The sequence below is a fragment of the Actinokineospora auranticolor genome (assembly GCF_041897805.1).
In the GTDB taxonomy this organism is placed as follows: domain Bacteria; phylum Actinomycetota; class Actinomycetes; order Mycobacteriales; family Pseudonocardiaceae; genus Actinokineospora; species Actinokineospora auranticolor.
The window spans coordinates 4,687,546-4,714,043 of the sequence record NZ_CP154825.1 but is presented as its reverse complement, the minus strand read 5'-3'; the positions used below and the strand labels follow the sequence as shown (position 1 = coordinate 4,714,043).

The window sequence follows — 26,498 nt, the reverse complement described above, 5'->3', positions numbered from 1 at the left end:
CGCCCGCGGTGGCCGTCTCGCGGGTACCACAGCCCTGGCCGAACCACTCCGGCGCTCGCGCGAAGTGGTTCGGCCACGGGCGGATCGGTGGTCCGGGGCGGCAGCCGATCTTGGTGTCGCCGCCGGTGCCGTCATGGTGGTCTCCGCAGTCGTGGTGGTCCCGGCGCGCGCACGACCGTCTGGCGGGTGCGCGGGGGAGGAGACCGCGGTGCCCTGGGCGGTGCGGAGGCTCGACCCCGCCGACGGGTGGCCGCCGACCATGGTGGACAACGGTGTCAGCGCCGCCGCGCGGGCGCCGTCGACCACGGGTTCGATGTGGACGGTGGCCCGGCCGACACCGACCGCTCAGGCCACGGCACGTTCGTCGCGGGCCTGATCGCCGCGCGACCGGTGCCGCGGTCCGGGTTCGTCGGACTCGCCCCCGCCGCGACGATCCTGCCGATCCGGGTCACCGGAGACCCCGGCGCGGTGGACCCGGACCGGCTGGCCGCGGGGATCCGGCGGGCCGTGGACTCCGGCGCGCGCGTCGTCGCGGTCGGTCTGATCGGCACCGGCGACACCCCCGCGCTGAGGGCCGCCGTCACCGCCGCGCGCGAACGCGACGTCCTCGTCGTCGCGTCCGCCGCAGTCCGGCGCGTGGGGCAGCGGGCGTTCCCGGCGTCGTTGGACGGGGTGCTCGCGGTGTCCCCGGTCGGCCCGGACGGGCTCGCCAAGTCCGTCCTGCTCGGGGCGCGGCCCGCGCTGGCCGCGCCCGCCGAGCAGTTGGTCGGCATCGGCCCCTCCGGTTCGGGACACCGACTCGCGGCGGGCCCCGAACTCGCCGTCGGCTACGCGGCCGGGGCCGCCGCCCTGGTCCGCGCGCGGCACCCGGCCCTGACCGCGGCTGAGACGATCACCAGGCTGACCGACACCGCCGACGCCCCGGCCGCCCCGGACCCGACCATCGGCGCGGGCGTCGTGAACCCGGTCGCCGCCGTGACCACGATCGCCCCCGAACCGCGTCGCACAACCCCGCCCTCCGAGCACATCGCCATCCCCGATCGCTCTACAGTGGACAAACGACCGGCCAGGGTGGCGGTGTGGTTCGTCGCCGGGCTGGCCGCGCTGACCCTGGTGGCGACGGGAGCGGTCACCGCCGTCGCGCACGCCCGCCGTCGGAGCGGGGCGAGGTCACGCGTCGACCCCTAGTTCGCCGAACAGGTGGGTGCCGGGGGCGTCCTCGTCGTCCCCGGCCCAGAACTCCACCCAGTGCGCGGTGAACTCGGATCGCGAGACGAACCCGTCGCCGTCGGTGTCGAGCCGGGCGAACGCGGCGTCGGTCGGGGTGGCGCGGCCGGTCCACGCGCGGATCATGCGGGCGTACTCGGCCGCGGTCACCCGCCCGTCGCCGTCCTCGTCGACCGCCTCGAACATGGAGTCGGCGGTGGCGGCCACGCGGTCCAGCATGGAGCCCAGGTTGTCGACCACGGACCACACCTCCGCGAGTGTGACCCGCTGGTCGCCGTCCGCGTCGCACATCGCGCGCAGCGCGTCCCACCACCCCATCATGATCTCGCGCAGGCGGGCCGACCCGGCCTGGCCCCGGATGGTCGTCCACCGGTCGGTCAGCGCCTCGAAGTCCGCGCGCTCCAGGTAGCCGTCGTTGTCCGCGTCCATCGCGGTGAACACGAGGGCGGTCTTGCGCTGCTGCAGGTCGCTCGTCACACGGCAAACCTGGCCGAGCGCCGGGGCGGGGACAACAGTCCGCCGGTGCGATACCCGCTCACTACCGGGTGATCGTCTCGGTGACGGGCAGTGTAGTGAGCCGCGCGGAAGTTGATGGAAAATCTCCAACAAGAAGCGGTGGTGTGACTCGGCGGTGACATTCGGTGAGGAATTGCACCGTTCGGGTGGGGGTGGACGTTGGTAATTGTCTCCCAGGGTGCGCCGGTATTAGCGTACAACTCGTCCCTGATGATCAGTGGTCGGAGCGGGGGGAATCCGGCCGGATGACCGTTGTGCCACTGGTTCTCGGCGAGTGGTGATCGATGTCATTCGCTGCTGTGCTGCGAGTGTCATCGTTCTCTCCCGGTTAATCCCCTGTTGCCTGTCAGTGTGTCCTGATCAGCCGAAACGCCGCGTTTACGCGCGCGTTCCCGGCCGGTCCGCCGCGTGTCGGAAAATGGTAAAGGTGCGATGCGTTCGCTTGTGCTGTTCGACGGTCTCGGCGCGCGGAACGAGTCCCTGATTCCCGCATTGCGGCAGGCTCGCCGCCACTCGGGGAATGCCGCGTTCTTCCATTCGGTGCACCGCGCGCTCGACGAAATGGTCGATTATCTCGGGCCTGTCGTGTTGCCGGACGGGTTGCCGCTGGAGAAGTGGTTGGGCGGGGTGGAACCGCGCGCGTTGGACTCGACCGCGACGGGTGTCCTGGTCCACGTGCACCAACTCGTCCGCCTGCAACCGGGCACACCGCCCGGTGACGTGGTCGGCGCGCTCGGCCACAGCATCGGACTCCAGGCGGCGGTCGTCGCGGGAGTGCGGAGCCGACGGTTGGACGACTTCTTCGCGCTGGCAACGGGGTCGGTCAAGCTCGTGCTGGCCGGACTGGTCCGCGCGCAACAGTTGGCACCGGACACCGGCGCGCCGATGTGCGCCGTCACGGGCCCGACGACCGCCGACCTGCGCGCCGTGCTCACCGACCACCCGACCGTCTCGATCGGCCTGATCAACACCCCCACCGCGCACGTGCTCACCGGCCCACCCGCCGACCTGCGCGCGCTGCGCGGCACCGCGCCGTTCACCAGGCAGGACACGACGTGGACCGACCTCCCCACCACGATCCCCTTCCACAGCCCGCTGCTGGCCGGTCTCCCCGCCCGCGTCCGCGCCGACCTGCCCGCGATCGGCCCCCTGCCGGGCCCCGGCGACCTCGCGCTGCCGGTCTACGCCGCCGACGGCGGACGTGACCTGCGCGGCGCCGACGACCTCGTCACCGAGTACCTGGACCAGGTGTTCGCGCGCCCCAACGACTGGGCGAGCGCGGTCACCCGCGCCGTCGCCGACGCGTCCGCCGACCGCGTGCTGGACGCGGGCCCCGGGCCGGGTGCCCGCCGGTTCACCCGCGAGTGCCTGCGCGGCACCACCGTCCGCGTCGAACCGCTGCGACCAGCGGGCTGAGAGAGGAGCGAACCGTGCGTTGTCTGTTGTTCCCCGGCCAAGGCGTGCAGAAGCGCGGGATGGGGACGGACCTGTTCGCCCGCCACCCCGAGGCGACCGCGCTGGCCGACGAGGCGCTGGGCTACTCCATCGAGGAGCTGTGCGTCCGCGACCCGCGGCGGCGGCTGCGCGACACCCGCTTCGCGCAGCCCGCGGTGTTCTTCGTCAACGCGCTCATGGCGCGGGAGGCACCGCGCGCCGACTACCTGGCCGGGCACAGCCTGGGGGAGTACAACGCGCTGGTCGCGGCGGGCGTGCTCAGCCTGGCCGACGGGCTCGCGCTGGTCGCGCGGCGCGCCGAGCTGATGGCCGGGGTCACCGGCGGCGGCATGTCCGCGGTGCAGGGTGTGCCCGCCGCGTTCGTCCGCCGCGCGCTCGCCGAGACCGGCGTGCCGAACGTGCACGTGGCGAACTCCAACGCCGACACGCAGACCACCATCGCGGGCGACCGCGCGGAACTCGCCGTCGCCGCGAAGGCCATCGCCGCGCTGCCCGGCGCCCGGGTGGTGCCGTTGAACGTCAGCGGCCCGTTCCACACGCCGCTGATGGCACCGGCGGCCGAGCGGTTCCGCGCGGTGCTCGCCGAGCAGGTCTTCGCGCCACCCACGACCCCGGTGGTCTCCAGCGTCACCGGTGCCCTGTTCGACCCGGCCGACGGCGCGGACCTGCTGGCCCGCCAGCTCGCCGAGCCGGTCGAGTGGGTGCGCGTGGTGCACACCCTGCGCGCGCTGGGCGTCACGGAGTTCGACGAGGTCAACGGCAGGACGGTGACCGCGTTGGTCACCCGGATCCACTGAGCGGGAGCCATGGGGAACAACAGCAACGTGCCGAACAACGACATCGCCGTGGTCGGCCTGTCCGTCGACGTACCGGGCGCGTCCGGGCTCGACGAGCTGTGGCGGCTGGTCAGCACCGGTTCGGGCACCGCGCGGCCGTTCCCGACCGACCGCCGCGCCAAGCTCGCCGAGTACATCGCGTACCTGCGCGCGACCAGCGTCGACCCGCTGGACGAACCGGACGTCGAGTACCACAACGGGTACTTCCTCGACACCGTCGACCACTTCGACCACACCGCGTTCGGCATGAACCCGCGCCAGGCGACGCTGACCGACCCGCACCACCGCATGGTGCTGCGCGCGATGTACCTCGCCTTCGAGGACGCGGGCTACTCGCTGGACCGGTTGCGCGGCAGCCGGACCGGCGTGTTCGTCGGCTTCGCGGTCAACCCCGGGTCGACCTACCTCGACTACATCAGCCGCGTCGACCCGTCGGTCGGCCAGCAGGCGATCACCGGCAACATCCCCGCGATGCTGGCCAACCGGCTGTCGCACTTCCTCGACCTGCGCGGGCCCAGCATGGTCGTGGACACGGCGTGCTCAGCGACCCTGGTCGCGGTGCACCAGGCCAAGAACGCGCTGCTGGTCGGCGACTGCGACCTGGCCGTGGTCGGCGGCGCGCGGATCGTGTTCGCGCCGGTCCGGCACCCGCACTCGAACATCGGCATCGAGTCCTCCGACGGCGTCACCCGCACCTTCGACGAGGCCGCCGACGGCACCGGCTTCGGCGAGGGCTCCGGCGCGGTCGTCCTCAAGCGGCTCGACCGGGCGCTCGCCGACGGCGACCAGGTCCACGCCGTCCTCAAGGGCAGCGCGGTCAACCACGACGGCAACACCGAGGGCATCACCAACCCGGACAGCGACTCGCAGGCCGAGCTGCTGCTGAGCGCGTGGCGCAACGCGGACGTCGACCCGCGCACCATCGGCTACTTCGAGGCGCACGGCACCGCCACCCGCGTCGGCGACCCGATCGAGCACGAGGGCATCAAGCGCGCGTTCGCGCGGCACACGGCGGACCGGCAGTTCTGCGCCGTCGGGACGGTGAAGGCCAACGTCGGGCACCTGTTCGAGGGCTCCGGGGTGATCGGCCTGATCAAGGCGATCGCCGTGCTGCGCAACGGGGTGATCCCACCGCAGGCGAACTACCGGACACCGAACCCGAAACTGGACTTCACCGCCGGACCGCTGTACCTGCCCACCGAGCCGCGGCCGTGGACCCCCGAGGGACCGCGCCGCGCGGGCGTGAGCGCCTTCGGCCTCGGCGGCACCAACGCCCACGCCGTGCTGGAAGAGCACGTCGCGGTGGACGACCGGCCCGCGTCCACCGGTCCGCAGCTGTTCGTGCTCAGCGCGGCGACGATCCGGTCCCTGACCCGGATCGTGGAGAGCCACCTCGCGTTCATCGACGCGGGCGGGCTGGACGACGTGGACATCGCCGACGTCTGCCACACCACCAGGGCCTCCCGCTCCGGGCACCGGCACCGCGTCGCGCTCGTCGTCACCGACGCTGCCGACCTGCGCCGCCAGCTGGCGGGCCTGCTGGTCGAGCGGCGCGACCCGTTGCCGGACGGCCCGCTGGGCGAACAGGCCACCGCGTTCCTCCGCGACGGCGCGCTGGACCTCACGACCGGTGACCGGCCGCCGCGCATCGTCCGCCTGCCCGGGTACGTGTTCGACGAAACCCTCGCGTGGGTCCAGTTCCCGGACACCTGGCGCGACACGATGAACCTGACCACGCACGACGAGCGGCACCCGGTCACCCACGACGTGGAACTCCGCGAGGCCCCTGCGCCGGTCGCGGCGAGCGGCGCGGTCACGGTGCTCGCGGTCGTGGACCCGGACACCGACGCCGAGGACGCGCTGGCCGCCGCCGGACTCGGCGACGTGCGGTACGTCCGGGTCGGCGAGCCCGTCGAACCCGGCGGCGCGCCGTTCCGGACGGACGACCCGGCTGCCTGCGACCAGCTCGCGCGACTCGTCGACGACGGCGTCTCGCATGTCCTGTACGCCACCGCGTTCGAGGACAAGGCCGCGCCGGACGTGTCCGGAGTGGACCGCCGGGTGGCGAAGAACCTGGGCGGCCTGTTCCACCTGACCAAGTCGCTCATGGCCGCGGGTGTGAAGACCCGGCTGGTGGTGCTGACCCGCACGGCGGTCTGCGCGGCGCCGGGGGAGCAGGTGGTGCCGGAGAACGCGGCGCTCGTCGGGTTCGGCAAGGTCGTGGAGCGCGAGTACCCGTACCTCAAGGTCGCCCACGTCGACGTCGATCCGGCGGTGCCCCCGGCGGCCCTGCGCGCCGAGGTGCTCACCGACGAGCGCGGGCTGTCGGTGCTGCGGGGCGAGCGGCGGCTGCGGGAGGTGTTCGTCGAGGTACCCGAGATCGACGAGGACGGCCCCACCGAACACCTGCGCGCGGGCGGCACGTACCTGATCACCGGCGGCACGGGCGCGCTCGGCCTGGCCGTCGCCAAGCGGTTCGCCGCCACCCAACCGAACATCGACCTGGTGCTGCTGAGCCGATCCGGGCTGCCCCCGCGCGAGCGGTGGGACGACCTGTCGGTCGTGCCGAGCGGGTCCCCGGCGGCCCGGCGCGTCGCCGCGGTCCGCGAGATCGAGCAGACCGGCGCGCGGGTCCACGTCGTCGCGGCGGACGCGGGCGACCCGGCCGCGTTCGGCGCCGCCATCACCGACCTCCAGCACCGCCACGGCCGCGTCGACGGCGTGGTGCACGCGGCGGGCCTGCCCGGCGGCAGCACCGTGATGTTCCGCGAGCGCGCCGACTTCGACGCCGTCGTCCGGGCCAAGCTGCACGCGGCCTTCGTGCTCGACCGGCTGACCGAGGCCGACCGACCGGACTTCATCGCGCACTTCTCCTCGGTCGCGTCGGTGTTCCCGGCCCCCGGCCAGGCGGACTACGCCGCCGCGAACTACTACCTCGACAACCTGGCGCGCGCCCAGGCGGGCGGCCCCTGCCACGTCATCGCCCTGGACTGGGTGGCGTGGAAGGAGATCGGCATGGCGGTCGACTTCGGCACCAACGGCGACACCATGTTCAAGGCGCTGCCCACCACCACCGGTCTCGACGTGCTCGACGCCGGTCTGCGGTCCGGGCGGTCGCGGCTGTTCGCGGGCGAGCTGAACTACCGGGGCGAGCTGATCCACCTGCTGCGCTCCTACGACGTCGCGCTGTCGGCCGACATCGAGTCCAAGGTGGAGCGGGAGATGCGGGCGCTGGCGGACCGGCTCAGCGCGGCGGCGGACAAGACCAGGGCCACCGTCGCCGCCGTGTCCGTCGAGCTGACCGGCCGCGACGAGTTCACCGACGTGGAGCGGACCGTCGCGCGGTGCCTCGCGCTCGCCTTCGGCTACGCCGAACTCGACGTCGAGGCCGACTTCTTCGACCTCGGCGGCGACTCGATCATGGCGGCCACGGTGGCGGGCACCATCGCCACGGTGCACGGCGTCACCTACGACGTCGCCGACCTGCTCGCCGACCGCACCACCAGCGAGATCGCCTACCACATCGAGGAACTCCAGGCGTTCGCGGAACCGAACCCCGAGGCGAGCTGATGGGCGCCGACGCCGCCGACATGACCACCGGCCCGCCACTGCGCAAGGTCGTCGGGTTCGCGCTCCCGCTGACCGCGGCGAACCTGCTCCAGCAGGGGTACGTGCTGGTCGACGGCATCGTCGTGGGGCACTGGACCGGCGTCGACGGCCTCGCCGCCATCGGCGCGGCGGGCCCGCTGTTCTACCTGCTCAACGCGATGTTCATCGGACTGGGCACGGCGTTCACCATCCGCCTCGCGCACCTGCGCGGCAGCGGCGACGCCGACGCCCGGCGCGGGGTCGTGCTGTCGTTGGCACTGCTCACCGCGGTCTGGTCGGCGGGCTGCGTGCTGCTGGCGACGGTGCTGATCGACCCGGCGCTGGCGGTGATGGGCCTGCGCGGCCAACTCGCGCACGACGCGTCGGTGTTCCTCAGCACCCTGTCGCTCGGCTTCCCGGGCATCTTCGGCACGGCCGCGGTGAGTGCCTACCTGCGCGGCCTCGGCGACTCGCGGACGGCGCTGTGGGTGGCGGGCTTCGGCAGCGTCACCAACGCGGTGCTGGTGCTGCTGTTCGTCGCCGGGTGGGACCTGGGGATCGCCGGTGCCGCGCTGGCCACCGCGACCTCCTCGACGCTGGCGCTCGTCGTCGGGGTGGCGGTGGCGGCGCGCAAGTACCCGGTTCCACGCGCCGGTGGGAAACCCGCTGTGCGCCGCGAGCTGACCGACGCGGTGCGGCTTGGGTTCCCCCTGGCCAGTCAGCACATCATCCTGGCGCTCGGGATCATGGTGCTGGTCTGGATCCTCCAGGCCTTCGGCCCGGTGGTGCTGGCCGCGTTCAGCATCGTGTCCAGGGTGGAGCAGGTCACCGGGATGCTGTTCCTGGACTTCTCCGGCGCCGTCACCGCGTTCGCCGCGCAGAACCTGGGCGCCGGGGACGAACCGCGCGCGCGGTTCGGTCTCACCCGGACTCTCGGCCTGACCGCGGTGCTCACGCTCGTGGTGTCGGCGGTGGTGCTCGCGGCCCGCGCCCCGATCGCCGCGCTGTTCACCGACGACCCGGCGACCCGGGCGCTGACCGAGCGCTACCTGCTGATCATCTACCCGTTCCTGGTGCTGTACACGCTGATGGTGGTGCTGCACGGGTACCTCAACGGCGCCCGCCGGACGACGGCGCCGCTGGTCTGCACGGTGATCGCGTTCCTGCTGGTGCAGATCCCGTTCGCCTACCTGTTCCACGGCGTGCTCGGCGTCGAGGCGGTGATGTGGGCGGTCGTGGTCGGCTGGGTCGCCGGGCTGACCTACTCGGTGCTGTGCCTGCGCCGCGTGCTGTTCGCCGTGCCGGTCCACGAGGAGGCCGTGTGATCACCGAGAGCCGGGCCGTGGTGGAGTTCCACGGCGGCACCGCGCGGAGCGGCCCGCTGTGCTGGGGGCAGCTGGGCACCTGGGACAGCCTGAACCAGTGGCACCCGCGGGTGAAGCCGTTCTTCTTCCTGACCCGGTGGCTGCCGGTGCCGCTGCTGCTGGAACTCGGCGATGTGCTCGACGCCGTCGGGGAGTTGCTGTCGCGGCACGAGTCGCTGCGCACCCACGTCGAGCAACGGCCCGGCGCCGAGCCGGTCCAGCGGGTGCTGGCCTCCGGCACGTTGCCGGTGGACGTGTACGACCGACCCGCCGACGACCCGGTGGCCTTCGGCGACATCGTCGCCACCTGCTGGGAGCGCGGCACCGCGCGGCCGTTGGACCACTCGCGCGAGCTACCACTGCGGCTGTCGGTGGCCTTGCACGACGGCATCCCGGTGGTCGTCGCGTTCACCCTGTCGCACCTGTCGGCGGACTACACCGCGACCGAGGCCCTGGTGCGGGAAGTGACCGCGATGCTCGACGCCAAGGCCGCGCGCACACCGATGCCCGCCGCGCGCCACGCGTCGCAACCCCTGGACATCGCGCTCGCCGAGCACACACCGGACGGTCAACGCCGCAACATCGACGCCATCCGGTACCTCCGCGCGGTCATGAACCGCATGCCAGAACCGATCACACCGACCGCCGAGCCGGAGTCCCCGCGCTTCGTCGGCGCGGACCTGACGTCCGAGGTGCTCGCCGCCGCCGTCCGCCACGCGGCCCGCCGCTGCCGGGCCAGCACGTCGGTGGTGCTGCTGGCGATCACCGCGGCCCTGACCCGCTGCTCCTGGCCCGCTCCCGCCCTACGCCTCGACGTCATGCAGAGCAACCGCGCGACCCCGGACGTCGCCGCCAGCATCACGACACTCAACCAGGTCGTGCACACCGTCACCGAACTGCGGGGCGAGTCCCTCGCGGACTTCCTCGACCTGGCGACCGAGACGATGGCCGTGGCCCGCGCCCACTCCCGCTACGACACCCGGTCCGCCCGGGAGGCGCTGCGGCTGTCCGGGCGGGACCTGGTGCCGGGCGTGCAGTTCAACGACATGTGGTCGACCGTCCGCAAAGGACGACCGGCCGCCGACCCCGACCCGTCGACCACCGAACTGGCCTGGCCCGCGGTGTCCGAGTCGGAGAAGATGGCGCTATACCTGGACATCCGGGGCACGTCAGATCGGATCCACCTGGGCGCTATGGCCGACACGGCCGTCTTCCCGCGCGCGGTCCTCGCGGCTTCGCTGGTGGCGTTCGAACACGTCGCCACCGAACTGGTCGAGGGCGACGTGTCCCTTGACCGCGTGCGTGCCCTGGTCGACCGGGCGGTGCGCGAACACGCCTCCTAAGGGCCGGAGTCCTGGGCGCTCTTGCGGGCCAGGAGGTACACCGGCAGCACGGTCTCCTCGAACTTGTCGTCCGGCGCGCCCAGCGCGGCCACCAGCATGGTGTGGCTGCCGCCGTACACGGTGTAGGTGAAGGCGCGGTTGGGCTTTCCGTTGGTGCGCCAGACCGCCTCGAAGCCGCCGGCCCGACCCACCTTGGCCTCGCGGATCTCCACATCGGAGGCGTCCTGGACCTCCAGGTACGCCTCAAGCACCTCGCGGTCGGTCAGCCGCTCGCCGGTGTCGGACTCGAGGCGACTGCCCTGGTAGACCTTCACCACGCCCGCCGCGTGGTCGCTGGTGATGTCGCACTCCGCCTTGAGCCCGAACCGGAGCGACTCGCCCCTGGGGCCGAGGTTGATCGGCGTCCAGTCGGCGGGTACGTCCACCACACCGACCGGGAAGCAGTCTTCCGTGTCGGTCACCTTCTTGGGGACCTCGACCTCCGCCCACATGTCCGCCTTGCCGGACCCGCACCCGGCCAGTACCAGGCAGGCCGCCACCGCCACCACCGCAGTACGCATGAACCGCACCTTAGCCTCGCAAGATCGTTTCGTAACCCGGATTCCGGTGGACGGCGGCCAACCGGAGCAACCCGCTCCGTGTCGAGTTCCAGCTTTCCTCCGCCAACCGGTAGGCGGGCAACGGGGTCGAGGTCCACCGGTCGTCGGTGCTCCGGCCCGGGTGGGTGTCGCGGAGCTGTTGCGCACATGAACGTCAGGGAATTGTCCGGTGTCGGGAGTCCGATTCGCCGGGCCGTCGCGTGGTGGCCCCGTGCCATAGTGGGGCCGAACCCCATCCCGTCGCGCCGGTCTTGTCTTCTTGTCTGGAGAGACGTTGGACATCATCGAGTTCAGGTTCGAGGCGGGGGCGGACGACGGTTCGCGGGACGACCTGCGCACGCTCTCCCCGCACCTGGCCGGTGACCACGCGCTCCGGGCGCACGGGCGGGTGGTCGTCGAGCACGAGCCGGTGCGGCCGGGGGAGTTGGGCGCGGCGGAGGTCGTCCTGGCCGCCGTGTCCGCGGTCGTGGGGGTGGGCCAGCTGGCGGTCGCCGTCCGCGCCTGGCGCGATGAGCTGAACCGGCCCACGGGCGTCCGGCTCGTCGTGCCGGACGAGCACCGCGACGAGGCCAGGGCGGTGTTCGGCGCGTTGCGCGACCCGTCGGGCGAGCGCGCGGCGGTGGTCGCGGACCCGAAGCCGTTCGGGCGGATCGACCCGGCCAACTCGGCGTGCGTGCTCATCGGCGTGGACCGCTACGTCGACCGCGAACTCCCGTCGCTGCGGGCGGTGTACAACAACGTCGAGCAGCTCTACGACGTGCTCACCGACGAGAACGTCTGGGGCGTCGAAACCGGTCGCATCCGCAAGGTCCACCACCCCCGGACCGCCGCGGACCTCATCCGGCCGATCCGGGAGATGTCCGAACTGGCTCGTACCTGATGTGCTCCGCGGCACCGAACCGCAAGGCGTTGGCGCCGAGCGCCGACAAGTGCACCGTCTTCACCGGGGAACTGGTGGACGTCCTGCGCGACGGCATCCCCGAGGAATCCGACACCGTGCTCAGCCTCGGCGTGGTCTTCCGGGAGGTGCGGCGGCGGCTCAAGCGCGACAACCGGCCGGAACCGCAGGAGCAGGACCGCAACCAGGTCGGCGACCTGTCCTTCACCCGCAACATCGCGAAGGTCCCCACCTCGTCCCCGCCCCGCCGACCCCGGGGCGCCGTCGACGGCTCAGGCGCGCGCTGGCACTGGCCGCGGCCGCGGTGGTCGGGATCGCGCTCGGGCTGGCCGTGCGCCCCGGCATCGACTGGGCCAAGGCGCTGAGCCCGGTGCGCGCGGGCGCGCCGTGCTCGGCGAACGCCACGCTGCTCAGCCACTCCGACCAGCTCGACGGGGTCGACGTGAGCGGCGAGGCGGTGAGCGGGTTGTCGGCGCTGGCGATGACCGAGGAGTCCAGGGCGTACGCCCTGGCCGACAACGAACCCGGTCGCGTCTTCCCGCTCACGCTGCGGGACCCCGAGAACCTGAACGTCTCCGCCGAGGTCGGCCGGACCCTGCGCGACGCGGCGGGCGCGCGGTACGGCGACAAGATCGACGGCGAGGGGCTGGTGGTGGAGCGCGGCGGTCGGACCATCCTGGTGGGTTCCGAGAAAGGCCCGTCGATCCGCCGTTTCGAGATCGGTACCGGTCGCGAGGTGGGGGAGCCGATCGTGGTGCCGGAGCGGTTGCGGGAGCCACCCGCGGGCGACGCCCAGTTCGGCCGGACCATCGAAGCGCTGGCCGCCACACCGGACGGCGACCACCTCTACGCGGGCTGGGAGGCGCCGCTCAGCGCCGACGGCGACGCGCAAGGGCGCAACCGCCTGCGCATCCAGCGCTACCGCGGCACACCGGGGGGCGAGTACACGCCGGACCGCCAGTACGGGTACGTGACCGACGCGGGCCTCTACCTCGCGGAGCTCGTCGTGGTCGGGAAGGACCGGCTGCTCGTCCTGGAACGCCAGTACGTCGACGGGCTCGGCAACGCGATCCGGGTCTTCGACGTGCACCTCGAGGCCGCGGTCGACGTCACCGACGACCCCACGCTGGCCGACAACAGCGCCGACATGTTCGTCCGCCGCACCCTCCTGTTCGACCTCGGCGACTGCCCGGCGGGCAGCCCCGGCCAGGTCACCGTGAAGCAGCGGCAGCCGAACCCGTTGCTGGACAACGTCGTGGGCATGGCCGCGTTCCCCGAGGAGACCGCCGGGCCGAACCAGGGCACGCGCCTGCTGTACCTGGTGAGCGACAACAACACCAAGGACCGGCGGGTCACCCGCGTGTACGCGGTCCGGGTCAGGCTCCCGGTCTGAGCGGCTGTCCACCGTGGTCTACCGCGGCGGTCGGGGTGGCCGGTTCGCGGTCGGGTCCGGGGTGATCAGCCCAGCCTCGTAGGCGATCACCACCGCCTGCGCGCGGCTGCTCAGCCGGAGCTTGCCCATGGTGCGCTTGACATGCGTCTTGACCGTCTCCTCGCTCAGCACCAGGCGCCGGGCTATCTGGGGGTTGGTGAGGCCGTTGCCGACCAGGCGGAGGACTTCGAGTTCGCGGTTGGTGAGCGCGGCCAGGCGGTCGTTGTCCACCGCGGTGGCGCGGTGGTGGTGGGCGTAGGTCTCCACGAGCCTGCGGGTGATGCTCGGGGTGATGAGCATGTCTCCCGCCGCCACGGTGTGGATGGCCGCGATGATGCGCTCCGGTGGGGTGTCCTTCAGGAGGAAGCCGGACGCGCCCTCGCTCAGCGCCGTGTAGACGTACTCGGGTAGGTCGAAGGTGGTCAGCACGAGCACGCGTGGGGCGGGGTCGGCGGCGAGGACCTGTCTGGTGGCGCTGATGCCGTCCAAACCGGGCATCTTGATGTCCATCAGCACCAGGTCCGGCGCCGTGCTGCCCGCCAGCGCCACGGCCTGGGCGCCGTCGACCGCCTCGCCCGCGACCTCGATGCCCGGGGCGGCGGTGAGCAGGGCGACGAGCCCCGCGCGGATCAGGGGCTGGTCGTCGGCGACGAGCACGCGGATCGTCATCGGCCGCCCATCGGCAGGCGCAGCACCACGGTGCAGCCACCCTCCTCCGCCGGTCCGGCGGTGAGGACGCCGCCGTAGAGGCGCGCCCGCTCCCGCGTCGACGGCGCGGGGTACGCGCGCCGGGCGGTGCCGGTGTCGGTCACCACGACGGTGAGCGTGCGCCGACCGTAGTGCAGGCCCACCCGCGCGGCGCCGGTTCGGGCGGTTTCCAGCGCGCCCGCCAGGGTTTCCTGCACCATCCGGTACGCGCACAGGTCCAGCCCCGGCGGCAGCGGGCGGACCTGGCCGGTGACCGCCACCGCCACGCTCAGCCCCGCCGCCCTGGTCCGGTCCACCAGGTCGGCCAACTCGCCGAGACCCGGCTGCGGCGCGCGATCCGGCTCGGCGCCTGCCGTGTCGCACAGGACATCGAGCAGGCCGCGCAGTTCCGCGAGCGCCTGCCTGCCGCAGTCGCCGACCGCCTCGACCGCCGACCGGGCGGTCGCCGGGTCCCGGTCGACGGTGTACTGCGCCAGACCGGCCTGCACGGAGATGACCGACAAGTGGTGGGCGAGCACGTCGCGCAGGTCCCGCGCCGCGCGGGCCCGCGAAACCCGCTCGGGTCCCCGGTACCGAGTGCCCGCGCCCAGCACCCACGCGCCGAACAGCGCCAGCACACCATCCACGAGGTCCGGCCACACCACCGCGTGCGGCGACCCGGCCACCAGACCCGCCACGGCCACCGGGAACAGCGTCGCCGCGGTGCGCGGCGGCCGCAGGGACGCGACGGTGAACACGCCCACCAGCAAACCGATCCCGCCGCAGGGCAAGTCCCCGTATCCCAGCAGACCGTATGCCGCCGTCGCCCCCGCCACGACGAGCGCGGTGCCCACCGGCGCGTGCAGGCGCAGGACCAGCGGCGCCGCCGTCACCCCGGCCACCGCGTACCCCGCCAAGGGACCCGTGTGGTCGGCCACGGCGAGGCCGGTCGCCAGCAGGGCCAGCACCACGTCGACCGGGTCTGGCCTGCGGCTGGCGAGCACGGTTCGCACGGTATCCGGACATCCGCCGACCCGGCGCCCCCTTGTCGTGGTAACCGCGGGTACCACCAGGAGGGTAGGCGGAGTTGCCATCGTCGGGCGACGTCGGACGGCCCGGGAACCCCTACCTTCGGCACGGTGAACACGACCGACACGGCCTGCCTCCGCGCGGTGGCGGCTCCCGTGGAGAGCGCGCACGCCCGCCGACTCACGGTGGTGCGGTCCGAACCGGCGCGGGTTCGGGTGGGGGTGCGCGCGACCGACCCGCTCACCGCCGTCGGGGTCGCGGAAAGCCTGGCGGGCCGCCGAGAGGTGCTCGTGCTGCCGGAAGCGCGGATCGCCGACGCGGAGGTCTTCGTCGTCGCGGCGGAACGCGCGCCCGCCGAAGCCGTGTCCCTCGTGCGCGCCACAGCGGACGCGTACCCGCGCCCACAGGTCCTGGTCACCGGGGGACTGGCCCCGGGCGACCTGCTGACCGTGGTCGGCTGCCGTGTCGTGGTCGTGCTGCCCAGGGCGGCGGCGACCTCGGACCGGCTGGTCGGCGGTATCCGCGACGCCGCCGCCGGACGCGGCGCGCTGCCCCCGCACCAACTCGGCGAGCTGCTGCGGCAGGTGGGCGCCGCGCAGCGCGAGGCCCCGCGCGGGATGGGCGCGTCCCGGCTCCACGCCCGCGAACTCGACGTCGTGCGACTGCTGGCCGACGGCCACGACACCCCGGGGATCGCCGTGCGGCTGCGCTACTCCGAGCGCACCGTGAAGAACATCATCCACGCGATGTCGGTCCGGCTGCGGCTGCGCAACCGGGCGCACGCGGTCGCCTACGCGATCCGCGTGGGCGTGGTCTAGGCGCCGTGCCAGGGTCATGGGTTCCACTCGACCGCGGGTTCCACCGGCACCTCGGCCGTGACGGCGAAACCCCCACCCGCCACCGGTTCCGCCGTGAAGACGCCGCCGAGGAGTTCGACGCGCTCGCGCATCCCCCGGAGACCGCGCGAATCCGGCCCGAGGTGGAACGGCTCGGGCGTGGCACCGTCGTCGGACACCCGGATCGCGAGCAGCCGGTCGCCGTAGTCGAGGTCGACCCGCGCGGTCGCGGGCCCCGCGTGCTTGAGCACGTTGGTCAACGACTCCTGCACGACCCGGTACGCGCACGTGTCCGGCCCGGGCGGCAACGCCCGCGCGTGCCCGCGAACCACCACCTCGACCGGGAGCCCCGCCCCGCGCATGCGCTCGACCAGCCCCTCCAGCGACGCCAGCCCGGGACGCGCGTCGTCCGGCGCGGCGCCGTCGTCCTCGCCGTGGTCGACCCGCAGCACGTCGAGCAGGCGCCGCAGCTCGGTGAGCGCCTCGCGGCTCGTGTCCCCGACAGTGGCCATCGCCGCCTTGGCCGTGGGCAGGTCCGTGTCCAGCACGTAGCGGGCCAGCCCGGCCTGCAACGAGATCACCGACATGTGGTGCGCGACGATGTCGTGCAGCTCGCGCGCGATGCGGCCGCGTTCGTCGGCCACCGCCCGCCCGGCCCGCTCGCCCAGCGCCTCGACCCGCTGCCCCCACCGCCGCGTGGCCTCGCCCAGCGCCCAGGCGCCCATCGCGACCAGGGCGCCCTGCACGCCCTCGGTCCAGGTGACCGAGCCGGCGAACCGGATGTTGAGGGTGAGGATCGCGGTCGTGAGCACCCAGGCCGCGGCGGCGGTGGCCCGCGACCGCAGGGTCGCGACGGTGAACAGGCCGATGAGCACGCCCACCCCGCCACCGGGGATGTTGCGGTAGCCGAGCAGGCTGTACCCGGCGACGGCCGCGAGGATGACCGCCATCGTCGCCACGGGCGCGCGCTGCCGCAGGGCGATCGGCGCGGTGGCGAACGCGGCGAGGACGTAGGCCTGCCACCCGGGGGGTCCGTTGGCGCCGGTGGCCATGGTCAACTCGGTGAGCGCGGTCAGCGCGACGGCCAGGAGCACATCCACCAGCAGCGGTCTGGCGTACGACGACACCAGGTCACCGTAGCGCCTCACCGATCGCCGCGGGTTCGCCCCGACCGCGAAACCCCGCAGGCAAGGCGTTTCCGGGCAGCTCACGGGCCCGGACCACTGCACCGAACACGTGACGACAGCCGGTGGGACCGGCGTGGGGAGGCGTTCGTGCGAAGGAGAACCGTTGTGGTGCGCACCGTGGATCCCTTGCTGCTGGCGGGTATCACCGCCTGCCTGGCCAGGAGACCGGGGCTGGTGGTGCCGCCCGCGCACCGGGCCCGGCAGGCGGACCTGCTGGTGATCGCGGTGGACCGGCTCGCCCCCGACGGGGTGGCCATGCTGGCGCGGGCGGTGGTCGACCCGGGTCTGCCGGTCGTGCTGGTGACCGACCGCCTCGGCGCGGGCGACGCGCGGCGGCTGGTGGCGCACCGGGTGCGGGTCGTCCTGCCGCTGGCCGCGACGACCGGGGACCGGCTGGCCGACACCGTGCTGGCGGTCGAGCCCGCCGCCGACGTGTCGGCCGCCGAGTTGGTCGAGGGCTTCGTCGCCGCGCTGCCCGCCCCCTTGGCGCCGGTGGTCGAACCCCGCGAGCGCGAGGTGCTGCGCCTGCTCGCCGACGGGTGCACCACCGAAGAGATCGCCATCAGCCTCGGCTACTCGGCGCGCACCGTGAAGAACCTGATCCACGGCGTGGCGAGCAGGCTCGGCGTGCGCAACCGCCAGCACGCGGTCGCCCACGCCCTGCGCGCGGGCCTGATCTGACCCGAGGCCTCGGGTGGTGCCCGGCGACCTGACACCGGGCACCACCGCCGGACCCGCCACCGCGCGACGGGCGTTCGCGCGATCGGCGGTCGGTCGGGGCGCTGCGCACCGAGGTCAGGAGCGTCGACTCGGCGAGTAGATCAGCCTGCGGTAGAACGAGATCAAGTGCGCGGTGTCCCACGACGGCGGGCGCGCCGCCTGCCGCGGCGACCGGTGCGCGACGGTCAGCCCGCGCTCGATCGCCGCCACGTCGCCCCAGGGCTCCACCTGGGTCGGCTCCGACGACCCGACCACCCCTCCGGGTAATCCACAAAGGACCTGGCTGCTCCCCGTCGGTGACTGCGCCGTCGCGGCGTGGCACGTGTCGACCCCGCCCGGCCCTGCTCGCGGCGCGGCATTGCCCGGAATCGACGGTCGTCTGCCCCAACGGTTCCGGGCGGTGTGGACCGCCCGCGGCTTGTCTGTTTCGTCCTAGTGGTCAAGTCCGGGGCGAGGATCGCGGGCAGGGCGAGCCGGCCGGACAGCCGAGAACCGCTGTTTCTGCCGGTCGTTCTGCGTGGTGTCGGGCCGCCGCATGCCGTGTACTGAACGGGCCGCCGCGGCCGTGTCTCGGACGGACACGCGCCGCGGCGGCGCAGGCCAGGTCGGTCACGCCCGGCCCACCCGGGTGCGGTCCACGCGCGCAGGGAACGTGGACCGCACCCGCCTGACGGTGGTCGGCCCCGCTCGGGGTTCGGCGACTCCCGTGTGGACATCCGGCCGCGCCGCATACACGGAACTGTTGTCCGCCGGGAAACCGGGGGGCCAACAACGGGACAACACGACGACAACGGCGGCGCCCGACCTGACCAGGTCGGGCGCCGCCGTCATCGGATCCGGTTACGGCTCGTCGTGGGCCGGTCGCTTGCGGCAGGTGGTCAGCTCGTCCCAGGTGACCCGGCCCGCGAGCAAGTCCTGGATGGAGTGTTCCGGTTCCGGCTCGCAGAGCGGCACGCGCCGCTCCTCGGTGCGGCCCGCCGAGCGTTCGATGGCCGCGCCGATCCGGGCGCCGAGGTCGTCGGCGGCGCGCGGGTCGTCGACCGAGACGACCAGGGTCACCCGGCGCTCGTCGGGTTCGTGGCGGGGGCGGGTGGGTCCCTGGTTCACGGTGGCTCCTGGCGATGGGGTGTGCCGCCAGTAGAGCGGCGCCGGACCGGGAGCGCCACGAGGAACCACCGGCAGAACCGGGTCGTGCGTGCGGAACCACCGGTCCCGGGGTTGCACCGGGTGTCAACGAACACACCCGGCACGGCCCGGACCGCGGTTCCGGGAGCGGCGGGTCCGGGTGAAATGCCCGGTCATCCGCTGTGGCGGTGGCGCGCGCCGGGTCGATCGGACCCTCCGCCACCCCGGTCCCCGGCGGTCGGCGCGCTCCCGGTGAGTTGGAACACTTCTCGCGGGCGTGATTCATTTGGGGCATGCCCCACGCGTCCGGCGACCTCCCACCCGCGGCCTTCAGCGTCCTGCTGCGGGCGCACCGGGAACGCGCGCGCCTCACGCAGGAGGAGCTGTCCGAGCGCACGGGGATCAGCGTCCGGGCGATCAGCGACATCGAGCGCGGCGTGGCCAAGAGCCCGCAGCGGCGCACCGTCGCGGCGCTCGCCGGTCCACTGCGGCTGACCGAGATCGAGCTGGACCACTTCCAGACGTCCGCCAAAGCCGCGCGGCTGCGCACCGCCTCCACCGCGGCGGACGCGCGGGTGTTCAGCGGCGCGCTGGTCGGGGCGCTGCCACCGGACATCGACGACCTGTCCGGTCGCGAGCGGGAACTGGGGGCGTTGCGGGAACTGGCCGAGGAGGTGGCCACGGGCGAGCGCGCCGGAACCGTCCTGGTGCTGACCGGTCCACCCGGCACCGGCAAGACGACCCTGGCCACCAGCGCCGCCCACGCCCTCGCCCCGAGGTTCCCCGACGGGCAGGTCTTCCTCAAGCTGCGCGGCATGTCGTCCGAACCGCGCACGCCCACCGACCTGCTGCACGTGGTCCTGCGGTCGATGGGTGTCGACGGCGTCCGCGTCCCGGCCGAGCTCGAGCAGCGCACCAACCTGTGCCGGTTCCTGCTCAAGGACCGCCGCGCCCTGCTCGTGCTCGACGACGCGGCCGAGGAGGCCCAGGTGCGCCCGCTGCTGGTCGGCGGCCCGCGCTGCCTGACGCTGGTGACCAGCCGCCAGATGCTGCTCGGCCTCACGGGCGTCAGCCGGTTCGTGCTGGACGTGCTGGACCGGGCCGCCGCGGTGGCGCTGGTGTCGACCATCGCGGGACCCACCAGGGTGGCCGACGAGCCCGACGCGGCCGGTGAGCTGGTCGAGCTGTGCGGCCGGTTGCCGCTGGCGCTGCGCATCGCGGGCAACCGCCTGGCAGGCCGCGCGCGGTGGCCCATCGGCCGCCTGGTCGGCCAGTTGCGGGACCGCGGCAGGCGGCTGTCCACGCTCACCGCCGGGGACCTGGGCGTGCGGGACGTGTTCGACTTGTCTTACCGGCAGCTGAGCGCGCGGGCGGCCACCGCGTTCCGCAGGCTCGCGCTGGTGCCGGGCGCGGACTTCGGTGCCGGGGCCGTCGCCGCCCTCACCGGCCTCGACGAGGAGGACGCGGGCGCCGTCCTGGAGGAGCTGGCTGACGCCAGCCTGCTGCTGCTGTCCCAGGTGGAGGACCGGTACCAGTTCCACGACCTGCTGCGGGTGTTCGCCGCCGAGTGCCTGGCCCGCGACGAACCGCCCCAGGCCGCCCGCGAGGCGGAAGCCCGACTCGTCGAGTGGCTGGTGCGCACCGCCACGGCCGCCGCGGGCGGTCACTTCCGGCCGTCGAGCACCCCCGCCCCGGTGGGCCCGTCCTTCGCCGACGACGTCGAAGCCGGGCGTTGGCTGCGGGAGGAGGAGTCGAACTGGCTGGGCGCGCTGCGCGGCACGGCCGCGCGCGGCGAGCACCGGGCGGTGATCGAGCTGGCCGAGGCGATGCACTGGTACTCCGAGATCGGCGGCACGGCCGCCACCTGGCTGGAGGTGTTCGGCCTGGGCCTCGACTCGGCGCTGGCCACCGGCAGCAGGCACGACGAGGCCGTGCTGCGCGGGTTCCTCTCGTGGACGCTGCACGCCCTGTTCGCCCGCTCGGCGGACGCGGCGGACATGGCCAGGTCCGCCCGCACGGCCGCCGAGGCGGTGGGGGACCTGCGGGAACAGGCGTGGGCACGGGTCTACCTGGCCAACTGCGACCCCACCGCCGACCACCCGCGGCTGCTCGACGAGGCCGTCGAGCTGTTCGACCGGGCCGACGACCACTTGGGCCTGCACCTGGCCCGGATGTACCGCGGCGCGAACCGCCACCAGCACGGCGACCACCGCGCCGCCGCGGCCGAGTTCGCCGCGTGCCTGGAGTTCTTCCGCCCGCCTCCCGTCGACGGCACCCCCATCGACCACGCGCTGCGCGCCTACGTCCTCTTGCGCGCCGCCCAGAACCACGCCGCCCTCGGCGACCTCACCCCGGCCCTGGCCAACTGCGCGGAGGCCATGACCCTGTTCCGGGCCAGCGCGTCGACCGTCGGCCAGGCCCGCGTGTCGCAGACCTGGGGCAGACTCGCCCACACCAGCGGCGACCTCGACGAGGCCCGGTCCCGCCTGCACGACGCCTTCGCGCTGTTCGGGCGGGCGGGCCAACCCCAGCGCCAGGTCGAGACCCTGCGCGACCTGGCGTCGGTCGCCGAGGCCGCCGGCCACCCGCTGGCCGCGCGGCAGCACCGGGACCACGCCGCCGAACTGAGCGTCGCGCTACCGGGAGACGTCCGCTAGGGCCTGTCCCCAGGCCCCTGTCCGACGACCTTGCGCGGGTCTGGTCGCCGGGCGGCCTGGACCTGGCCGTCGGACCCGGTGCGGGCCATGTCCCTGGGGTGGTCAGACCGCGGCGAGCAGGTACTGGCTGTTGGACCCGTTGAGCCAGCACTTGTTCGACCTCTGCACCGCCGTGTGGGTGTAGCCGGTCGGGACGTAGCAGGCCCACAACCCGGTGCTGGGGGCGGTGACGTAGAACAGGTGCGCGCAGCCCTGCGTGATCCCGGAGTCGGTGTAGGTGTAGCCACCGGGCAGTTCGCAGCTCCAGTACGACCCCGCCGGGGCCGCGGAAGCGGGCGCGGCGAGCGCGACGACACATGCGGCGGACGCCGCCAGGGCGCCGAGGAGTGTGGTTCGAGTCAAGGGATCCGTCCTCAAGGTGTCGGACTGCCGGGACACCCACAGCAAAGCAGCCCCACACCACCTGGACACCTACCGATGAGCCGACGTCAGGTGACCACGGGCGAACAGCCCGACCGAGTACCCGCCCGCGCAGCAGGGCTGTTCGACCGAACGTCGTCCGGATCGGGACCCGGCTTGCATCTCGGCCACCGAACCGGCCGCCCACCACCACTCGCCGGGGTCGGCGCTTCGACGCTCACCAGGTTGTCGAGATGGACTTCGCCGGTGCCACCAAGTCCGGGGAAGCCGTCAATCGCACCAGATCCCTGTTGGCGGGGACCTCGAGGCGCGACATGGCGGTGGCCAGGATGTGTCCGCGTGGCCGGAGTCGAGACGCCGGTAGGCGGCGCTGATGAGGTGGGCGCAGTCGTCGGGGTGGGCAGGTGGTCGGCGATCGCCGACCAGGACGTGTCCGGTGGGCGGACCGCGTGGCGGGCGTGCTGGTCGGGGTAGTCGTGCGGTTCGTGGGCGTCGGCCGGGCCCGGTCCCGGCGCGAAGCGGCGGGGGATCAGGGGTGCCACGCCGAACGACTCGGCCGTGGGTTCTGCGTCTCGATCAACCACACCACCACCCCGGCGGGCGTCCCGTCGCTAAACAGCCCGATCAGGTCCTCCGGCGTGCGCGGGTAGACCAGCGGCCACCCGCGCAGTTCTGGGTGCCGGCGCGGCCTCGTAGCGCGCGGGTCTTCCCGGTGGACGAGTCCCCGGTCGGCACGACCATCGGGTTGGTGTCGGGCCGCGCCGGCACCTCGTCGAGGAGGTCGTCGTGCTCACGCGGCAGGTACCGGGGCAACGGCGGCAGGGCGTCGCCGCCCTCGACGTGGATCGCCCGGTGGACATCCAGGTCGAAGGGATCCCACTCGTCGACGGGCCGCGCGACGAGCGCGGGCCCGGTCGCGGCACCCGGCAGGTGCACCCCGCCGTGGATGACCTGGGCCTGGACCACCAGGCCCGATCGACCACGCACCTCGTTGCGCGATTCCGGGTGCCCACCCACCGAACCACCCTAGGCACTCGCCACGTCGGGTGAGGGGCGAGTTGCGGGTGCGGGCGGCGGAGTGTGTGCTGGTGGAGGGCGTTCGGCCACCCGGCCCGCGCTACTCGCCGACGCCGATGGGGTCGATCCGATGAGCCAGGACGCCAAGGCGCTCTCCCGTCGCGTCACCGAGCTGTGCGGGGTCCCCAACCCGGGGTGGACGTGGACTTCGGACAGCCTGGTCGAGGCGTGGGAGCAAATGGTCGAGTTCGTCGAGGAGGGCTACTACGACAACATCTACGAATACAACAACGACCTCTTCGTCCGGGGCAAGGTCCAAGACGTCCTCGACGACGAGGTGGCGCGTGGCCTGCCCGGCTTCGCCGAACTGCGCGCGCGACTCGACGCGTTGGACGCCAGGTTCCGGGCGGTCCTGTTCCCGGAGCCGTCCCGCGACTACGGCGACTGGTGGCACAACCACCTCCCCCGGTACGCGGGCCCTGAGCTCGCCAGTGACATCGCGAACCACTACGGACTCACGATCGAGGTGCGTCAAGGCGGCGGGTGACCGCCGATCGTGAGGTTCGCGCCGTGCAGCAGTGCCCGGTCCAAGGGCCGCCAACGACCGGTCAACTCCACACGGACGATCCCGTCGGAATCCGCCGCCACGACCTCGACCATCGGCTCGTCGCCGAGCACCCGCGCCCAGCGCGGTCGGGCACGCTCCGGGTCGCGCGCACCGATGACCACCTTCCCCACCCCCACCGCGCCGTTCGCGTGCGCCCCACCTCCAACGGGCGCGGGTTGCGCCGGCCGGTACGCGGACATCACGAACGGCAGTGCCCGGTCGACCGGCGCCGCGATCCACCACGACAGCGCCACCCCGTCCGCCCGCACCCGGTGGTGGGCGGCGGGCGCCGTGCAAGGGATACCCGCCGCGTGGAGCCGCGACAGGGTGTCGTCGAGGTGGTCGTCGTCGGTCTCCACGGCGAAGTCGATCCAGCCGCGCCCGCAGGCCCAAGAGCCCAGGCGCCCGTAGATACCCGGCGCGTCCGGCGGCGGGGTCGCGGCCGGGATCGGGACCGTCAGCAGCTCCAAGAACGGTCCGGCGGGAAACCGGATCAGGGCGTTGCCGGCGGTGCCGGGGGAGCTGCCCCACTCGACCGTGAAACCCAGGGCCCGGTAGTCGGCGACGGCCCTCGGCAGATCCTCCACCCGGCACAGGAGGTGGCTGGGGCGCGGCATCAGCCACCCACCAGCGCGCACGGCACCGGCACGCCGAGCATGGGCAGCACCAGGTCCAACCGGGGGTAGGAGACCGCGACGTCCGCCGCCGCCCGGACCTGGTCCGTGGCGTTGAACGCGATGCCCAACCCCGCCGCCTTCAGCATGTCCGTGTCGTTCGCCCCATCGCCGACCGCCACGCAGGAAGGGAGCGGGATCCGCTCGGTGGTGGCGAACCGGCGCAGGGCGCGGACCTTGGCCGGGGCGTCGATCAGCTCACCGGTGAGCCTCCCGGTCAGGTGCCCCTCGGCCACCTCCAAGTCGTTGGCGGCGTGGAAATCCAGCCGCAGGGAGCGGGCCAGGGCCGCCACGACCGGGGTGAAGCCGCCGGAGATCGCGCCCACCTTGACGCCGAGGGCCTGCAAGGTGCGCACCGCGACCAAGGCGCCCGGCATGAGGTGGATCTCCGACGTGACCCGTTCCAGGACCCCGACGGGCAGACCCGCCAACATCGCCACCCGCTGCCGCAGGGACTCGGCGAAGTCCAGTTCCCCGCGCATGGTCCGCGCGGTCAGCACCCCGACCTCCGCCGCCCGGCCCGCCCGCTCCGCCAGCCGGTCGACCACCTCCCCGACCACCAGCGTGTTGTCCACGTCGAACACGACGAGTCCGTACCGCCGCTCGGCGCGCAGCAGTGAGATGTCGACCTCGCACTGGCCCGCCAGCCTGCCCAGGCCCACCCGCAGCGCGGCCTCGGCGTTGCCCAGCGGTGTCGACAGGCGCACGGACAGCTCCAGCGCCGTGCAGGGGTGGGTGGCCATGGTCCGCATCCCGCACACCACCGTCGACACCGACACCAGGCGGTGCAGCACCGCGGACAACACCTCCGCGGTGATCTCGGGGCCGGTCACGGTGACCAGGTGGCTGGCCCCGGTGCGGCCCGCGTCGACGCGCTCGGGGTCGCGCAGCGCGAGCGGGGTCTGGATGGTGACGGGTGCGGACATGGCTCCTCACGCCTCCGGCGGTTCGGGTCACGCGGCGGCGGCCACCGGCGGCCTGCCGTCGTCCGGGGTGGACAGGTCGGTCGCCGGGGCGCGCACGAAGCGCCGCGCCGCGTCCATCGCGGCGGCCCAGGCGAGCAGGACGGCGACCACGACGATGGCGATGTACCAGCCGGACGCGCCGTGCGCCGCCATGTACGTGGCCAGCATCGGGGTCAGGCCGCCGAAGACGGCCGTGGTGACGCTGTGCGGGACACCGATGCCGACCGCCCGCACCTCCGGCGGGTACATGGCGGCCAAGACCTTCGGCAGCACCGCGGTGAGCCCGGCGATGAACAGGATCCCGCTGCCGTAGGCCAGGACCAGCACCAGGAAGTTCGGCGACAACCCCAGGTACGCGATCGGCCCGACCACGGCGAACGCCAGCACGAACGCCGTCAGCACCGGCCGCACGCCGACCCGGTCGGCCAGCGCGCCCAACGGCACCTGCAGCGGCGTTACGACCCCGGTCACCAGCACCACGGCCCAGAACATCGTCCCGGAGTCGCTGACCCGCGCCGCCATCGCGGGCACCACGGCCGTCCACGTGCCGCTGACCATCGTCGTCCCGGCCACGACCACCGCGACCAGCCCGACGGACCGGCGGTGCTCGACGAGCAGCGCGCGCAGCGACCCGCGCGACCCCCGCGACCGCACCGACTCCTCGAACACCGCCGTCTCGGTGATCTTGCCGCGCAACAGCAGCAGCACGACCCCGAACACCCCGCCGAGCAGGAACGGCACCCGCCAGCCCCACCCGGACATCGCCGACGCGCCGAGCACCGACGACAGCGCCCCGCCCAGCAGCGACGCCACGAACGCCCCCGCCGCCGCGCTCATCGCGAACAGGCTGCCGTAGAAGCAGCGGCGGTTCGGCGGGGACAGTTCCATCAGGTACGTCACCGCCGCGGGCCACTCGCCCCCGGCGGACAGGCCCTGCGCGGCGCGGCCGAGCAGGAGCACCAGCGGCGCGGCGAGGCCGATCTGCGCGTAGGTGGGCGAGAGCCCGATCAGCGTCGAGCCACCGCCCATCAGGATGATCGACAGCACCAGCGCCGGTTTGCGGCCCCGCCGGTCGGCCAGCCTGCCCAGCAGCACCCCGCCCAGGGGGCGGAACAGCATGCCCGCGGCGAACACCGCGAACGTGCTGAGCAGCGAGCCGGCCGGGTCGGCGGCGGGGAAGAACTGCGCGGCGAACAGCGGGGCGTAGAGCCCGAAGGCGAGCCAGTCGAAGTACTCGACGAAGTTCCCGGCGACCGTGGTGGCCACGGTCCGCCGGTGCGAGCGCAAGTGGGTGACGGATCTGGAACCCATGTGGT

25 protein-coding genes are annotated in these 26,498 nt (G+C 73.4%); 13 read left to right on the top strand and 12 right to left on the bottom strand.

The annotated features are described in order from the left end of the window. Positions 1 to 246: 246 nt before the first annotated feature. A complete protein-coding gene (locus V5P93_RS20775) occupies positions 247 to 1,188 on the top strand; it encodes a S8 family serine peptidase (RefSeq protein ID WP_181043903.1) in 942 nt (313 codons plus the stop codon). Here V5P93_RS20775 and V5P93_RS20770 read toward each other — a convergent pair. Continuing rightward, complete coding sequence (locus V5P93_RS20770) at positions 1,171 to 1,704, bottom strand: EF-hand domain-containing protein (RefSeq protein ID WP_181043902.1); 534 nt, start codon at positions 1,702 to 1,704, stop codon at positions 1,171 to 1,173. The two genes, V5P93_RS20775 and V5P93_RS20770, sit on opposite strands and share 18 nt — an antisense overlap. A 471-nt stretch (positions 1,705 to 2,175) precedes the next feature. Between V5P93_RS20770 and V5P93_RS20765 the strand changes: the two genes are divergently transcribed. The 5 genes from V5P93_RS20765 to V5P93_RS20745 are packed head-to-tail and all read left to right on the top strand — an operon-like array spanning position 2,176 to position 10,329. After that, positions 2,176 to 3,159, top strand: coding sequence for an ACP S-malonyltransferase (locus V5P93_RS20765; RefSeq protein ID WP_146108366.1), 984 nt, complete (start codon positions 2,176 to 2,178; stop codon positions 3,157 to 3,159). Between the two features lie 14 nt (positions 3,160 to 3,173). Beyond that, positions 3,174 to 3,995 carry an ACP S-malonyltransferase gene (locus tag V5P93_RS20760; RefSeq protein ID WP_146108365.1) on the top strand — a complete coding sequence of 274 codons (822 nt, stop codon included), beginning with the start codon at positions 3,174 to 3,176 and terminating at the stop codon, positions 3,993 to 3,995. 9 nt (positions 3,996 to 4,004) lie between these two features. Next, positions 4,005 to 7,604, top strand: a complete 3,600-nt coding sequence (locus V5P93_RS20755; protein ID WP_104482998.1) for a type I polyketide synthase — start codon at positions 4,005 to 4,007, stop codon at positions 7,602 to 7,604. Continuing rightward, complete coding sequence (locus V5P93_RS20750) at positions 7,604 to 8,947, top strand: MATE family efflux transporter (protein WP_104482997.1); 1,344 nt, start codon at positions 7,604 to 7,606, stop codon at positions 8,945 to 8,947. Before V5P93_RS20755 ends, V5P93_RS20750 begins: the two co-directional genes overlap by 1 nt. Continuing rightward, the gene (locus tag V5P93_RS20745; RefSeq protein WP_104482996.1) at positions 8,944 to 10,329 is read left to right on the top strand and encodes a condensation domain-containing protein; all 1,386 of its coding nucleotides are present in this window, start codon (positions 8,944 to 8,946) and stop codon (positions 10,327 to 10,329) included. Before V5P93_RS20750 ends, V5P93_RS20745 begins: the two co-directional genes overlap by 4 nt. On the opposite strand, the gene V5P93_RS20740 is transcribed toward V5P93_RS20745, so the two are convergent. Further along, entirely contained in the window at positions 10,326 to 10,889 is a 564-nt protein-coding gene (locus tag V5P93_RS20740; RefSeq protein WP_146108363.1) for a lipoprotein, read from the bottom strand. The genes V5P93_RS20745 and V5P93_RS20740 overlap by 4 nt on opposite strands. A 313-nt stretch (positions 10,890 to 11,202) precedes the next feature. On the opposite strand from V5P93_RS20740, the gene V5P93_RS20735 reads away from it, so the two are divergent. Genes V5P93_RS20735 through V5P93_RS20725 form a run of 3 tightly spaced genes read left to right on the top strand, consistent with a single transcriptional unit; the run spans position 11,203 to position 13,219 of the window. Then, complete coding sequence (locus V5P93_RS20735) at positions 11,203 to 11,808, top strand: hypothetical protein (RefSeq protein WP_104482994.1); 606 nt, start codon at positions 11,203 to 11,205, stop codon at positions 11,806 to 11,808. Further along, positions 11,808 to 12,191, top strand: coding sequence for a hypothetical protein (locus V5P93_RS20730; RefSeq protein WP_104482993.1), 384 nt, complete (start codon positions 11,808 to 11,810; stop codon positions 12,189 to 12,191). Before V5P93_RS20735 ends, V5P93_RS20730 begins: the two co-directional genes overlap by 1 nt. Continuing rightward, entirely contained in the window at positions 12,131 to 13,219 is a 1,089-nt protein-coding gene (locus tag V5P93_RS20725) for an esterase-like activity of phytase family protein (protein ID WP_146108362.1), read from the top strand. The genes V5P93_RS20730 and V5P93_RS20725 overlap by 61 nt, the downstream gene beginning before the upstream one ends. A gap of 18 nt (positions 13,220 to 13,237) precedes the next feature. On the opposite strand, the gene V5P93_RS20720 is transcribed toward V5P93_RS20725, so the two are convergent. Both V5P93_RS20720 and V5P93_RS20715 read right to left on the bottom strand, forming a co-directional pair. Further along, positions 13,238 to 13,927, bottom strand: a complete 690-nt coding sequence (locus V5P93_RS20720) for a response regulator transcription factor (RefSeq protein ID WP_104482991.1) — start codon at positions 13,925 to 13,927, stop codon at positions 13,238 to 13,240. Further along, positions 13,924 to 14,949, bottom strand: coding sequence for a sensor histidine kinase (locus V5P93_RS20715; RefSeq protein ID WP_181043901.1), 1,026 nt, complete (start codon positions 14,947 to 14,949; stop codon positions 13,924 to 13,926). Before V5P93_RS20715 ends, V5P93_RS20720 begins: the two co-directional genes overlap by 4 nt. Before the next feature lie 135 nt (positions 14,950 to 15,084). Here V5P93_RS20715 and V5P93_RS20710 point away from each other — a divergent pair, with 135 nt between their 5' ends. Next, positions 15,085 to 15,792, top strand: a complete 708-nt coding sequence (locus V5P93_RS20710) for a LuxR C-terminal-related transcriptional regulator (protein WP_245931730.1) — start codon at positions 15,085 to 15,087, stop codon at positions 15,790 to 15,792. Between the two features lie 14 nt (positions 15,793 to 15,806). Here the strand turns inward: V5P93_RS20710 and V5P93_RS20705 are convergent, their stop codons facing one another. Then, complete coding sequence (locus tag V5P93_RS20705) at positions 15,807 to 16,937, bottom strand: sensor histidine kinase (RefSeq protein ID WP_245931729.1); 1,131 nt, start codon at positions 16,935 to 16,937, stop codon at positions 15,807 to 15,809. 168 nt (positions 16,938 to 17,105) lie between these two features. On the opposite strand from V5P93_RS20705, the gene V5P93_RS20700 reads away from it, so the two are divergent. Beyond that, the gene (locus V5P93_RS20700) at positions 17,106 to 17,678 is read left to right on the top strand and encodes a LuxR C-terminal-related transcriptional regulator (RefSeq protein ID WP_146108361.1); all 573 of its coding nucleotides are present in this window, start codon (positions 17,106 to 17,108) and stop codon (positions 17,676 to 17,678) included. 114 nt (positions 17,679 to 17,792) lie between these two features. Here V5P93_RS20700 and V5P93_RS20695 read toward each other — a convergent pair whose 3' ends face one another. Both V5P93_RS20695 and V5P93_RS20690 read right to left on the bottom strand, forming a co-directional pair. Continuing rightward, complete coding sequence (locus tag V5P93_RS20695) at positions 17,793 to 17,972, bottom strand: hypothetical protein (protein ID WP_104482988.1); 180 nt, start codon at positions 17,970 to 17,972, stop codon at positions 17,793 to 17,795. Between the two features lie 585 nt (positions 17,973 to 18,557). Next, the gene (locus V5P93_RS20690; RefSeq protein WP_104482987.1) at positions 18,558 to 18,824 is read right to left on the bottom strand and encodes a hypothetical protein; all 267 of its coding nucleotides are present in this window, start codon (positions 18,822 to 18,824) and stop codon (positions 18,558 to 18,560) included. A 311-nt stretch (positions 18,825 to 19,135) separates the two neighbouring features. Between V5P93_RS20690 and V5P93_RS20685 the strand changes: the two genes are divergently transcribed. Beyond that, a complete protein-coding gene (locus V5P93_RS20685) occupies positions 19,136 to 21,499 on the top strand; it encodes an NB-ARC domain-containing protein (protein WP_104482986.1) in 2,364 nt (787 codons plus the stop codon). Between the two features lie 102 nt (positions 21,500 to 21,601). Here V5P93_RS20685 and V5P93_RS20680 read toward each other — a convergent pair whose 3' ends face one another. Both V5P93_RS20680 and V5P93_RS20675 read right to left on the bottom strand, forming a co-directional pair. Further along, on the bottom strand, positions 21,602 to 21,901 hold the full coding sequence (locus tag V5P93_RS20680; RefSeq protein WP_104482985.1) for a hypothetical protein: 300 nt from the start codon (positions 21,899 to 21,901) through the stop codon (positions 21,602 to 21,604). Positions 21,902 to 22,543: 642 nt separating this feature from the next. After that, on the bottom strand, positions 22,544 to 22,936 hold the full coding sequence (locus V5P93_RS20675) for a hypothetical protein (protein ID WP_104482983.1): 393 nt from the start codon (positions 22,934 to 22,936) through the stop codon (positions 22,544 to 22,546). A gap of 130 nt (positions 22,937 to 23,066) precedes the next feature. Between V5P93_RS20675 and V5P93_RS20670 the strand changes: the two genes are divergently transcribed. Next, a complete protein-coding gene (locus tag V5P93_RS20670; RefSeq protein WP_104482982.1) occupies positions 23,067 to 23,483 on the top strand; it encodes a hypothetical protein in 417 nt (138 codons plus the stop codon). On the opposite strand, the gene V5P93_RS20665 is transcribed toward V5P93_RS20670, so the two are convergent. The 3 genes from V5P93_RS20665 to V5P93_RS20655 are packed head-to-tail and all read right to left on the bottom strand — an operon-like array spanning position 23,468 to position 26,493. Next, the gene (locus V5P93_RS20665) at positions 23,468 to 24,160 is read right to left on the bottom strand and encodes a VOC family protein (protein ID WP_104482981.1); all 693 of its coding nucleotides are present in this window, start codon (positions 24,158 to 24,160) and stop codon (positions 23,468 to 23,470) included. The two genes, V5P93_RS20670 and V5P93_RS20665, sit on opposite strands and share 16 nt — an antisense overlap. Continuing rightward, positions 24,160 to 25,143, bottom strand: a complete 984-nt coding sequence (serB, locus tag V5P93_RS20660; protein ID WP_104482980.1) for a phosphoserine phosphatase SerB — start codon at positions 25,141 to 25,143, stop codon at positions 24,160 to 24,162. The genes V5P93_RS20665 and serB overlap by 1 nt, the downstream gene beginning before the upstream one ends. 27 nt (positions 25,144 to 25,170) lie before the next feature. After that, entirely contained in the window at positions 25,171 to 26,493 is a 1,323-nt protein-coding gene (locus V5P93_RS20655; RefSeq protein WP_104482979.1) for an MFS transporter, read from the bottom strand. Between the last annotated feature and the right edge of the window lie 5 nt (positions 26,494 to 26,498).

Bases quoted from the DNA above. Each gene is read 5' to 3' on its own strand.
- V5P93_RS20765 (WP_146108366.1), top strand. From the start codon at position 2,176: ATGCGTTCGCTTGTGCTGTTCGACGGTCTCGGCGCGCGGAACGAGTCC.
- V5P93_RS20755 (WP_104482998.1), top strand. From the start codon at position 4,005: ATGGGGAACAACAGCAACGTGCCGAACAACGACATCGCCGTGGTCGGC.
- V5P93_RS20750 (WP_104482997.1), top strand. From the start codon at position 7,604: ATGGGCGCCGACGCCGCCGACATGACCACCGGCCCGCCACTGCGCAAG.
- V5P93_RS20740 (WP_146108363.1), bottom strand. From the start codon at position 10,889: ATGCGTACTGCGGTGGTGGCGGTGGCGGCCTGCCTGGTACTGGCCGGG.
- V5P93_RS20730 (WP_104482993.1), top strand. From the start codon at position 11,808: ATGTGCTCCGCGGCACCGAACCGCAAGGCGTTGGCGCCGAGCGCCGAC.
- V5P93_RS20720 (WP_104482991.1), bottom strand. From the start codon at position 13,927: ATGACGATCCGCGTGCTCGTCGCCGACGACCAGCCCCTGATCCGCGCG.
- V5P93_RS20685 (WP_104482986.1), top strand. From the start codon at position 19,136: ATGCCCCACGCGTCCGGCGACCTCCCACCCGCGGCCTTCAGCGTCCTG.
- V5P93_RS20670 (WP_104482982.1), top strand. From the start codon at position 23,067: ATGAGCCAGGACGCCAAGGCGCTCTCCCGTCGCGTCACCGAGCTGTGC.
- V5P93_RS20665 (WP_104482981.1), bottom strand. From the start codon at position 24,160: ATGCCGCGCCCCAGCCACCTCCTGTGCCGGGTGGAGGATCTGCCGAGG.
- serB (WP_104482980.1), bottom strand. From the start codon at position 25,143: ATGTCCGCACCCGTCACCATCCAGACCCCGCTCGCGCTGCGCGACCCC.
- V5P93_RS20655 (WP_104482979.1), bottom strand. From the start codon at position 26,493: ATGGGTTCCAGATCCGTCACCCACTTGCGCTCGCACCGGCGGACCGTG.